General features: G+C 70.5%; 8 protein-coding genes. 2 read left to right on the top strand and 6 right to left on the bottom strand.

What is annotated here, in order from left to right:
• The 4 genes from ACWGH4_RS21885 to ACWGH4_RS21870 form a co-directional block, all read right to left on the bottom strand.
• A partial coding sequence (locus tag ACWGH4_RS21885) for a GH1 family beta-glucosidase (RefSeq protein ID WP_453463377.1) occupies positions 1-1,442 on the bottom strand: 1,442 nt, incomplete at its 3' end.
• Between the two features lie 64 nt (positions 1,443-1,506).
• Positions 1,507-2,430: a carbohydrate ABC transporter permease gene (locus ACWGH4_RS21880; RefSeq protein ID WP_453463375.1), complete on the bottom strand. Its 924-nt coding sequence runs from the start codon at positions 2,428-2,430 to the stop codon at positions 1,507-1,509.
• Positions 2,427-3,449 carry a carbohydrate ABC transporter permease gene (locus tag ACWGH4_RS21875; protein ID WP_453463372.1) on the bottom strand — a complete coding sequence of 341 codons (1,023 nt, stop codon included), beginning with the start codon at positions 3,447-3,449 and terminating at the stop codon, positions 2,427-2,429. The genes ACWGH4_RS21880 and ACWGH4_RS21875 overlap by 4 nt, the downstream gene beginning before the upstream one ends.
• 100 nt (positions 3,450-3,549) lie before the next feature.
• Complete coding sequence (locus tag ACWGH4_RS21870) at positions 3,550-4,863, bottom strand: extracellular solute-binding protein (protein WP_441267448.1); 1,314 nt, start codon at positions 4,861-4,863, stop codon at positions 3,550-3,552.
• 282 nt (positions 4,864-5,145) lie between these two features.
• Here ACWGH4_RS21870 and ACWGH4_RS21865 point away from each other — a divergent pair, with 282 nt between their 5' ends.
• On the top strand, positions 5,146-6,162 hold the full coding sequence (locus ACWGH4_RS21865) for a LacI family DNA-binding transcriptional regulator (RefSeq protein ID WP_453463370.1): 1,017 nt from the start codon (positions 5,146-5,148) through the stop codon (positions 6,160-6,162).
• 198 nt (positions 6,163-6,360) lie between these two features.
• On the top strand, positions 6,361-7,830 hold the full coding sequence (locus ACWGH4_RS21860) for a hypothetical protein (protein WP_453463368.1): 1,470 nt from the start codon (positions 6,361-6,363) through the stop codon (positions 7,828-7,830).
• 337 nt (positions 7,831-8,167) lie between these two features.
• On the opposite strand, the gene grpE is transcribed toward ACWGH4_RS21860, so the two are convergent.
• Positions 8,168-9,061, bottom strand: coding sequence for a nucleotide exchange factor GrpE (gene grpE, locus ACWGH4_RS21855; protein ID WP_453463365.1), 894 nt, complete (start codon positions 9,059-9,061; stop codon positions 8,168-8,170).
• Positions 9,062-9,108: 47 nt separating this feature from the next.
• Positions 9,109-10,998: a molecular chaperone DnaK gene (dnaK, locus tag ACWGH4_RS21850; protein ID WP_453463362.1), complete on the bottom strand. Its 1,890-nt coding sequence runs from the start codon at positions 10,996-10,998 to the stop codon at positions 9,109-9,111.
• Between the last annotated feature and the right edge of the window lie 20 nt (positions 10,999-11,018).

Genomic DNA, 11,018 nt, shown 5'->3' with positions numbered 1-11,018 from the left:
AGGGGCGTCAGCGCGCCCGTGCGCGCCAGTTGCGCGTACCAGCGCGAGCTCGCCTTGGGGATGCGCCTGCCCGTCGGGTAGTCGACGTAGACCGTGCCGAAGCGCTTGCTGTAGCCGTAGCCCCACTCGAAGTTGTCCAGCAGCGACCAGAGGAAGTAGCCGCGAACGTCCACGCCCGCCTCCATCGCCCGGTGCACCGCCGTGAGGTGACCGTGCAGATAGGCGATCCGGTCCGGGTCGCGGACCTCGCCGCTCGGGTCGACGTAGTCGTCGAAGGCTGCGCCGTTCTCGGTGATCACGAGGGGCATGCCCGGCAGGTCCGCGCCCAGGCGCAGCAGGAGGTCGTGCATGCCGGTCGGGTCGACCGCCCAGCCCATGGCGGTGGTGCTGCCGGGCGGGAGGTGGAAGGCCACGTTGTCGGCGCCGATCCAGGGGCTGTGGTTGCTTCTGCCGTGGCCGTCGGAGCCGTGGCTCGTCCCGTCGGCCGCGGCGGACACCAGTGTCGGCGTGTAGTAGTTGACGCCGAGGAAGTCGAGCCGCTGCTTGATGTCGGCGGTGTCGCCGTCGCGTACGAAGGACCAGTCCGTCAGGTGGGCCGTGTCCTCCAGCAGGTCGGCGGGGTAGGCCCCTTCGAACATCGGCCCGGTGAAGACCCGGTTGGCGAGGGCGTCGATGCGGCGCGCCGCGTCGACGTCGGGCGCCTGCCCGGTGAGCGGGCGCACATGGTGGATGTTGAGGGTGACGGACACCTGGGCGCTGCCGGGCAGCGCGGCGCGCAGCGCCTGAACCGCCTTGCCGTGCGCCAGGTTGAGGTGGTGCGCGGCCCGCAGGGCTGCGACCGGCTCGGTGCGGCCGGGTGCGTGCACACCGGAGCCGTAGCCGAGGAAGGCGCTGCACCAGGGCTCGTTGAGGGTGGTCCAGGTGCGGACCCGGTCGCCGAGCGCGTCGGCGGCGAGTGCGGCGTACTCCGCGAACCGGTCGGTGGTGGCCCGCTCGGGCCAGCCGCCGGCGTCCTCTAGCTCCTGCGGCAGGTCCCAGTGGTAGAGCGTGGCGACCGGCTGGATGCCCTTGTCCAGCAGTTCGTCGGTGAGCCGGCGGTAGAAGTCCAGTCCCTTCTGCACCGCCGGGCCGCGGCCGGTCGGCTGCACCCGCGGCCAGGCGATCGAGAACCGGTACGCGCCGACGCCGAGGTCGGCCATGATCGCGACGTCCTCACGCCAGCGGTGGTAGTGGTCGGTGGCGATGTCGCCGGTGTCGCCGTTGCGGACCTTGCCCGGGGTACGGGCGTAGGTGTCCCAGATGGAAGGGGTGCGGCCGTCCAGCGCGGCCGCTCCCTCGATCTGGTACGCGGCGGTCGCCGTGCCCCACAGAAAGTCCTGCGGGAAGGTGCGGGTGGCGGGCGCCTGGTCGGCGGGGGCGACGTGCCGGGTTGCGGTGGTCACGTGGGTCCTTCCGGTGACGGGAGAGAAAGGGAGAAAGGAAGAGGGGGCGTCCGGCCCACGGCGCTCAGCCCTTGACGGCGCCCTGCATGATGCCGCCGACGATCTGGCGGCCGAAGACGACGAACATCGCCAGGAGCGGCAGCGTGCCCAGCAGGGCGCCGGCCATGATCAGTGACTGGTCGCGGATGTATCCGGCGCTGAGCTGGGTGAGCGCGACGGGCACCGTCGGGTTGCTCATGTCCAGGGCGATGAACGGCCAGAAGAAGTCGTTCCACGCGTGCACGAACGTGATCATGAACAGCACGGACATCGCGGGCCTGGCGATCGGCAGCACGATGCTCCAGAAGATGCGGAGCGAGTGCGCGCCGTCCACCCGGCCGGCCTCGACGAGTTCGTCGGGCAGGGCCTCGGCGAGGTACTGCCGCATGAAGAACACGCCCACGGCGCTGACCAGGGTGGGGAAGATGACGGCGGGCAGCTTCTGCCCCCAGCCCAGGTCGCTCATCATCATGAACAGCGGTACGACGCTGAGTTGGGGCGGCACCATCATCGTGCCGATGACCAGCATCAGCAGCACGTTGCGCGCCTTGAACCGCAGCTTGGCGAAGGCGAAACCGGCGAGCGTGGCGAAGAGCACCGTCGCCATCGCGATGCAGCCTGCGACGATCAGGCTGTTGATCATCGCCTTGCCCATGGCGGCCTCGTCCCAGGCCCTGGCCAGGTTCTCGAACAGGTTCGGCCCGGGCAGCAGCGGCGGCGGGGTCTGGGTCACCCGCGTGTTGTCCGTCGAGGCCGCCACCATCGTCCAGTACAGGGGGAAGAGCGAGGTGAGCGCCGCGATCGCGAGGAGCACGTAGGCGAGCGGGCCGGCGTGGTGCTGACGGCCGGCCCGCATCCGCATCATCGGACGGCGGCGGGGCCTGCCGGGGGTTTCCTGCACGGCGGCGGGCCCGTGCTCGGCCCGGGCCGGGAGGCTGTCGGTGGTCATGATGCGGTGCTCCTGGTCGGTCCGGGCCTGCGGGACGCGGCGCGCCTGACGGCGCGCTGGACGACGAAGACGAGGACCAGCAGGAGGAACATCACCCATGCCACGGTCGCGGCCCGGCCCATCTGGTAGTTCTTCCAGCCCTCCTCGTACAGCAGCAGTCCGAGGGTCTGGTACTGGTTGTCGGCGCCGCCGGTGATGCCGTTCGGCCCCTGCCCGAAGATGAGGGGTTCGCCGAACAGCTGTGTCGCGCCGATCGTCGAGAGCACGATGGTGAAGACGATGGTGGAGCGGATTCCGGGGACGGTGACGGTGAGGAACTGCTGCCAGCGCGAGGCGCCGTCGATGGCGGCCGCTTCGTAGCGCTCCCGCGGGACGGCCTGCATGGCGGCGAGGTAGAGCAGTGCGTTGTAGCCGGTCCACCGCCAGATCACGATCGTGGAGATGGCGATCTGGGCGGCCCACTTGTTGTTCTCGAAGTCGACGTTGTCGAAGCCGACCAGGCCCAGCATCCAGTTGATCATGCCGAAGTCGCGCTCGAAGAGCATGGTGAACACGAGCGCGGCCGCACCGACCGAGGTGGCGTACGGGGTGAGGGCGGCCACCCGGAAGAAGGTCGAGCCGCGCATGCGGTAGTTGAGCAGGTGGGCGAGGCCGAGCGCCATCAGCAGTTGCGGCACGGTGGAGATCACGCCGAGGGTGATGGTGTTGCCGACCGCGTTCCAGAAGCGTTCGTCCTCCCACAGCGCGACGTAGTTGTCGAAGGCGACCCACTCCATGACGTTCATGGTGGCGAGCTCGACCCGGTGCAGGGAGATCCACGAGGTGTAGACGAGCGGATAGAAGCTGAAGGCCGCGAAGATGATGAAGAACGGGGCGACGAAGGCGTAGGGCGCGCCGCGCACGTCCAGGCGGTGGAGCAGGGCGCGCCGGCGCGGAGGCGCGCCGGCATCGTGCGGGCCGGGCGCCGGGGACTTGCCGACGGGTCCGCCGGCCGGCGCGACGGGAGTGGAAGCGGCCACGGGGACAACCTTCCTGTGAGGCCTGGTACGGAGGGCTCGACCCCGGTGACCGCCTGCCCCCGGGCGGGGCGGCGCGGTCACCGGGCGGACGGGGGCGGGCTCAGCCGGTGGCCTTCTTGATCCGCTCGTCGGTGGTCTTCCAGGCCTCTTCCGGGCTCTTGTTCTGGGACTCGATCAGCGTCAGACCCTGCGAGAAGATGTCCTTGATCGTGCCGTCCTTGCGTCCGAGGACCTGCTCGTCCGGGATCTCCTGGGCCGCTGCGCCGAAGATCTCGCCGATGGGCGCCCCGCCGAAGTACTCCTGCTCGGCGCCGGTCACGGCCGGCGACGTCAGCGCCTTCTGCGAGGACGGGAAGTTCCCGAGCTTCTGGAAGACGAACTCCTGCTGCTCGGGCGCGGTGAGCCAGGCGACCAGCTTCTTCGCCTCTTCCTTGACCGGGCTCTTCTCCATCACGCCGAGGAAGGAACCACCCCAGTTGGCGCCCTTGGGCGCCTTGGCGACGTCCCACTTGCCCTTGTTCTTCGGCCCGGCCTTCTCTGTGATGTGGCCGAGCATCCACGCGGGGCAGACGGTGGTGGCGAAGGTGCTGTTGGCCAGGCCCGGGTCCCATCCGGGCTGGAACTGACGCAGTTTGGCGGTCAGTCCGCCGGTCGCGGCCTGCGAGGCGAGGTCCCAGGCAGCGGTGACGGTGGGGCTGTCCTGGTAGATCAGCTCTCCGTCCTTGTTGTAGAACTGCTCGGAGTTGCCGTAGATCATCGCGTTGAACAGGCCGCTTGCACTGTCCATGAAGGCGACGCCGTCACCCTTGAAACCGGCCTTGAAGTCCTTGCCGGCCTGGACGAACTTCGACCAGTCGCCCGCCCACAGCTTTGCGACCTCGTTCCGGTCCGTAGGCAGTCCGGCCTGCTCGAACAGGTCCTTGCGGTAGCAGACGGCCATCGGGCCGATGTCCGTGCCGAGTCCGATGAGCTTCTTGTCCGGGGTGGTGACCTGGCTGAGCTTCCAGGGCAGATAGTGATCGATGCCGGGTACGCCGGAGAGGTCGACGAACTTGTCGGCCTGGGTGTCCACGAGCTCCTTGGCCCGGCCGATCTCTATGCCCTGGATGTCCTTCAGTCCGCTGCCGGCCGCCAGGTGCGTCTGCAGGGCCGTGTAGTAGGTCTGCTCGTCACCGGCCACCTCGGCCTTGATGGTGACGTTCGGGTTCTCCTTCATGTAGCGGTCCAGCAGACCGGTCTCCTTGTACCCCATGACGCCGAAGAGGCCCATGGTGATGGTGACCTTGCCGTCCTTGACGCCGCCGCCGGTACCGGAGTCGCCGCCGCTGCTGCAGCCGACGATCAGGCCGAGGGCAGCGAGCACGGAGACGGTCCCCGTAATTCTTGTACGCAACAGCTTCTGATTCCTGATCATGATGTCCTCCCCAGCGACGGTGCCGATGCACCGGAATGCGAACTCGTAAGCTCGCTGAACGGCCCGATTCATCGATGGGCACGTTCCCACGTTACGATGGGAACGTGCCCACCAAGGTGCACGAAGACTGACGGCCCCGTTGCGTGCCTGTCAAGAACTTGAAACCAGATCGTCTTCCGAGGCACATCTCGGAGGCGAACCGGCATGATCGCCGGGCAGCGCGGACTTCTGGCAAAATGCGCTGCCTGGCGGCGTGTCACGCCGATCGACGAGGGAGGAGCCATGGGGGGCAGCCGGCGGCCGACCATCAAGACCGTGGCCGCGCGGGCGGGTGTGGGCCGCACGACGGTTTCGCGCGTCATCAACGGTTCGGAGCTCGTCAGCGACGAGGCACGGGACGCGGTCCTGGCGGCGATCGCGGAGCTGGGTTACGTCCCGAACTCCGTCGCCCGCGGCCTGGTCACCAGCAGGACCGACTCGATCGCCCTGGTGATCCCTGAGTCGGAGAGCCGACTGGGCTCGGAGCCGTACTTCTCCGCGGTCATCCGGGGGGTGAGCACGGGCCTGGCCGACACCAGGACCCAGCTCCAGCTGGTTCTCGTCCGGGACAAGGGCGAACAGGACCAGCTCACCGACTCGGTCGCCGCGCGCCGGGTGGACGGCGTACTGCTGGTCTCCGTGCACGAGAAGGACCCCCTGCCGGGGCTCCTCGAGGACATGGGGCTGCCGACCGTGCTGGCCGGCCGCCGCTCCCCCGCCGAGTCGCTGAGCCACGCCCACTCCGACAACGTGGGCGGCGCCGCCGCCGCCGTGCGGCACCTGGTGGAACGGGGCCGGCGGACCATCACGACGATCACCGGCCCGCTCGACATGGACGTCGGCCGGAGCCGTCTGCGCGGCTGGCGCGACGCCTTGGACGCGGCGGGCCGGGACTCCGGCGAACACCTCGTCGCCGCCGCCGACTTCACCGAGGAGGGCGGCAGGCAGGCCATGCGTTCGCTTCTTGAACGCATCCCGGAACTCGACGCCGTCTTCGTCGCGTCGGACGTGATGGCCGCCGGCGCGATGAGCGAGCTGCGCGCGCAGGGCCGGCGCATCCCCGAGGACGTGGCGGTGATCGGCTTCGACGACTCCTTCATCGCCCGGCACACCGACCCTCCGCTGACGACCGTGCGCCAGCCCGTCGAGGAGATCGGACGCACCATCGCCCGCATCCTGCTGGCCGAGATCACCGACCCGGGCGCCCCGCGCCGGCACGTGGTCCTGCCCACGGAACTCGTCGTGCGCGACTCCACGTGACGTCCGCGGGCGGCGGACCTCACGAGGTCTCCGCAGCCGCCGGAATACCGGGCGGGGAGAACGAGCAGTACGGACCCTGGCGGCGGTGCGGCCCACCGCAGTGGATCGTAAGGTCGGCCTCGTGGGGGCGGGCACAGGCCCTGCGGGAGACGCAGGTACCCGGCGGGGATCTTCAGCAGCCGCGTAGGGTTCGGCCGCATGGACGATCACGCCCTGGAGCTGCTGCGCACACGACCGGAGCTCGCCGAACTCGCCGCGTTCCCGTTCAACTTCGACATCGGCCGTGCCGATCACGTGGAGGACGTCCGGCTGGCGTCCGGCGCCCCGCTGGAAGCGGTCGCGGGGGACGACACCGGCGGCACGTACTTCGTCTGCGGCGACGGCGCGGTGCTGTACGCGTCCTCTGAAGGCGACGCCGTACTGATCGCCGACAGTGTCACCGAGGCACTGGAGACGGTCATCAGGCTGCCCCGGTGGTGCGAGGGCGTCCGCCCGGGCCTCGACGAGGAGCAGCTGCTCGCCGCGGTACGCGAGGGGGACGAGGAGGCGCGCGAACAGTTCGCCCCCGAACTGGACGCCCAGCGGGCGGCATTGCTGAGCGGGCTGGGCCTGCCCGAGCGTCCCCTCGTCGAGCTGGCCGCCAGGGCGGAGGTCGCCGCGGGGCGCACAGAGCCGGACCATGTCCTGCTCAATGCCGAGGAGTTGACGGCATACCGCCTGCCCGGGGACTCTCCGCGCCGCTCGCTGTGCGACGTCGTGCTGGCGCCGGGGCGGGAGGCCCTGGAAAGAATGCGGTCCGGCGTGCCCGGCTCCTGGGAGGAGGTGGGCGGCGACGCGGTGCTGCGGGCCGGGGTGATCCGGGCCGCGCAGTACGACCGCCGGGCGGAGGATCTGCCGTTGCTGCGCTTCCTGCTGGAACGCGAGAACACCGAACGGACCGAATGGTTCGAGGAACGCGGCCTTGCCGCCGTGCTGGTGGGCCTGTACGGCCGCGCGGAGGATGTGCCGCTGCTGCGGGAGGCGACCGGCGGCCTGGTGACGGACGCCGCCGGCGTCTTGGAGGAGGCCCGGAAGGAAGACGCGGAGCACCACGGCCGGGACCCCTCGACGCAGAGCGAGTTCACGTGGGTCGAGCTGGCCCGCCGGCAGGGCCGCACGGAGCACGCCCGGGTCGCGCTGATCCGCATGCTGGACGACACGGGCCCGGACGCGGCGCGGCTCAAGGAGTTGAGCCGCGCGCTGGAACGGCTCGGCGACCACGCGCAGGCGGCCCGGGCGCAGTTCGACCTGCTGTCGCTGCGGGACACGGGGTGGGACCTGGCTGCGGAAGCCTACGTCCTGGCCCGGCTGGAACTGCGCAAGGGCGATCTGACGGCGGCGCGACGGGCGTTGGAGCGTGCGCGGGCGGCGGTGGGACTCGACGGCGCCGTGCCGGACGAAACGGTGTCCGAGTGGCACCGCCGGGGCCTCGGCCGGATGATCACGGAGCAGCATCTGGAGCTGGTGCTCGCGGCCGTGGAGGCCGGCGAGGCGGAGCTCGCGCGGGAGACGATGGGGCACGGGAAGGTCCTGCTGACCACGATCGCCAAGCAGTTCCGCTCGTCGCTGGGTGATCTGCCGGCGCGGGCGACGTGGGCCGTCGCACGGCTCGGCCGGGGGCCGTCGTAGCTCGCGCCCGGCTCGGTCCGACGTGCGTCGCAGGACCAGTCAGACGAAGCCCCGGCGGTCGCGGTGGACGCGGGGATGCGCGGCCAAGGCGCGCGGCAGCCATTGGCCGCAGCCCAGGTTCAGCACGCGTTCGGCGCCGGGTCGGATGCCGTGCCGGAGCAGCGGGCGCCGTAAGAGCATCTCCCGGCTCGCCCATGCCGAGCGCCCCGTAGCGTCCCCGCTGGACGACGACTCGGTACGTCCACCGGCGCGGCTCGGCAGTGCCGGTGGACGCCCTGCTTTTCCGGGCGCGCGGGCGGGGCCGGGCGTCGGTGTCCGGCCGGACGCAGGACGCCCGTCACACGTCGGACCTGGTCCCGAGCCGGCCGCCCTCCCCCGGCCCGCCGTACGGCCGTTCCCGACGCGAGTCCCGTTCGCCGGCGACCGGCGGGCCGTGCCCACCAACAGCGCCCCCGCCCGAACCGGTGTCCCCGTACGAACCGGTGTCCGCATCCGTGCGGGTGCCCGCCCCAGCCGTGCCGGTGGCCGGCGGACCGGTGACGACTACCTGCGCGGGCCGCAGGAGATGGTCTCCGACCCGGTAACCGGGCCGCAGCACGCTGCTGCAGACCGGCCGCTCCTGCTGTTCCGACTCCGTGTAGTCGAGCGCCTCATGAGCCGTCGGATCGAACGGCTCCCCCACCTCTCCGACGGACTGCAGGCCGAGCGCGGCCAGTCGGTCCTCGAGGAGGTCGGCGACGGACGCGAACCCCTTCGAGTCCTCGCCGTGTTCGCGCGCCCGGACGACGACGTCCAGGACCGGCAGGAGAGCGCCGAGCACGTTGGACACGGCGATCTCCTGCACCGCCCTGCGGTCGCGTCGCACGCGCTTGCGGTAGTTGTCGTACTCGGCCTTCGTCCGTTGCAGGTCGGCGGTCCGTTCGGACAGCTGTGACCGCAGCTTCGCGATCTCCGACGCTTCGTCGCCGCCGTGCGCGTCGGCCGCCGGCGCCCGCTCCGGTGGCCGGTCCTGGACCCGCCCCTGCCCGTGGCCCGCAGCATGGCCGTGCTCCGGCTCCGGCTCCGGGCGCGGGCTCCGCGCCTGTTCCGGGCCCGCCCCAGCATCCGCACCGGGGTTTCGCGGCGCCGCGGCACCGGTGTCCTCCGCCGAGGTCGCGGGCCCGGGTGTCTCGGTGGTCCCGCGCAGTTCGAGGGTGACCGGATCGATGCGGCGCCGGTCGCGGATGATCATGGGTGGACGCTGTTCCTTCCTGTGAGCGCGTCGGTCGTTCGGGACGCTCATCCTTCGCCTCCCTGCCGCCTGTCCTCGTCGACGATCTCGGCGTCGACCACCTCGTCGTCCGCCGGGCCCTGTCCGTCGCCGGCCGCCTGGCCACCGGCGGCCCCTGCGCCGCCCGTCGCGCCGGCCCCGCCCTCGGGCCGGGCCTGGGCGTAGATGGCGGAGCCGACCTTCTGGGCGGCCACGCTGACCTTCTCCGTGGCCTCGCGGATCGCGCTCGTGTCGTCGCCCTTGAGCTTCTCCTTGAGGTCGCCGATCGCCGTCTCGACCTCCTGCCGTGCGTCCTGTGGGACCTGGTCCGCCTGGTCGCGCAGCAGCTTCTCGGTGTTGTACACCAGGCCCTCCGCCTGGTTGCGGGTCTCGGCCGCCTCCTTGCGGCGCCGGTCCTCCTCCGCGTGCTGTTCGGCCTCGCGCATCATGCGGTCGATGTCCTGCTTGGGCAGGGCGGAGCCGCCGGTGACGGTCATCTTCTGTTCCTTGCCCGTGCCGAGGTCCTTCGCGGTCACGTGCATGATGCCGTTGGCGTCGATGTCGAACGTGACCTCGATCTGCGGCACGCCGCGCGGGGCCGGCGGCAGACCGGTCAGCTCGAACATCCCGAGCTTCTTGTTGTACGCCGCGATCTCGCGCTCGCCCTGGAAGACCTGGATCTGCACGGACGGCTGGTTGTCCTCGGCCGTCGTGAAGACCTCGGACCGCTTGGTCGGGATCGTGGTGTTGCGCTCGATGAGCTTGGTCATGATGCCGCCCTTGGTCTCGATACCGAGGGACAGCGGGGTCACGTCCAGCAGCAGGACGTCCTTGACCTCGCCCCGCAGCACACCGGCCTGGAGCGAGGCGCCGATGGCGACGACCTCGTCCGGGTTCACGCCCTTGTGCGGTTCCTTGCCGGTCAGTTCCCTGACCAGCTCGGTGACGGCGGGCATACGGGTCGAACCGCCGACCAGGATCACATGGTCGATGTCGCCGACACTGATGCCGGCGTCCTTGATCGCGTTGTGGAAGGGGGCCTTGCAGCGCTCGAGCAGGTCCGCTGTCAGCTGCTGGAACTGGGCACGCGTCAGCTTCTCGTCCAGGTGCAGCGGGCCTTCCGCGGAGGCCGTGATGTACGGCAGGTTGATCGTCGTCTCGGTCGCGGAGGACAGCTCGACCTTCGCCCGCTCCGCGGCTTCCCGCAGCCGCTGAAGGGCCATCTTGTCCTTCGAGAGGTCGATGCCGTAGCCGTTCTTGAACTGCTTGACCAGATGGTCGACGACGCGCTGGTCCCAGTCGTCGCCGCCGAGATGGGTGTCGCCGTTGGTGGCCTTCACCTCCACCAGGCCCTCACCGATGTCCAGCAGCGAGACGTCGAAGGTCCCGCCACCGAGGTCGAAGACGAGGACCGTCTGGTCGTTCTCCTTGTCCAGGCCGTACGCCAGCGCGGCGGCGGTGGGCTCGTTGATGATCCGCAGCACCTTGAGGCCGGCGATCTCCCCCGCCTCTTTGGTGGCGGTGCGCTGCGAGTCGTTGAAGTACGCGGGCACGGTGATCACGGCGTCGGTCACGTCCTCGCCGAGATAGGCCTCCGCGTCCCGCTTCAGCTTCTGCAGCACCCGGGAGGAGATCTCCTGCGCGGTGTAGCGCTTGCCGTCGATGGAGCCCGAGTCCGGGAAGCGCCACTGCGCCTCCCCCATGTGACGCTTGACCGACCGGGCGGTGCGTTCGACGTTGGTCACCGCCTGACGCTTGGCGATCTCCCCGACGAGCACTTCGCCGCTCTTCGCGAAGGCGACCACCGAGGGCGTGGTCCGCGCACCCTCCGTACTGGCGATGACGGTCGGCTCGCCGCCTTCGAGGACGGCCACCACCGAGTTCGTCGTACCGAGGTCGATACCGACTGCACGGGTCATCTCAGCTCTCCTTCCTGCAC

The organism is Streptomyces sp. NPDC054847, from assembly GCF_053610925.1.
Note: the sequence above shows the minus strand (reverse complement) of the source record. Positions and strands in the feature narration are given on the sequence as shown.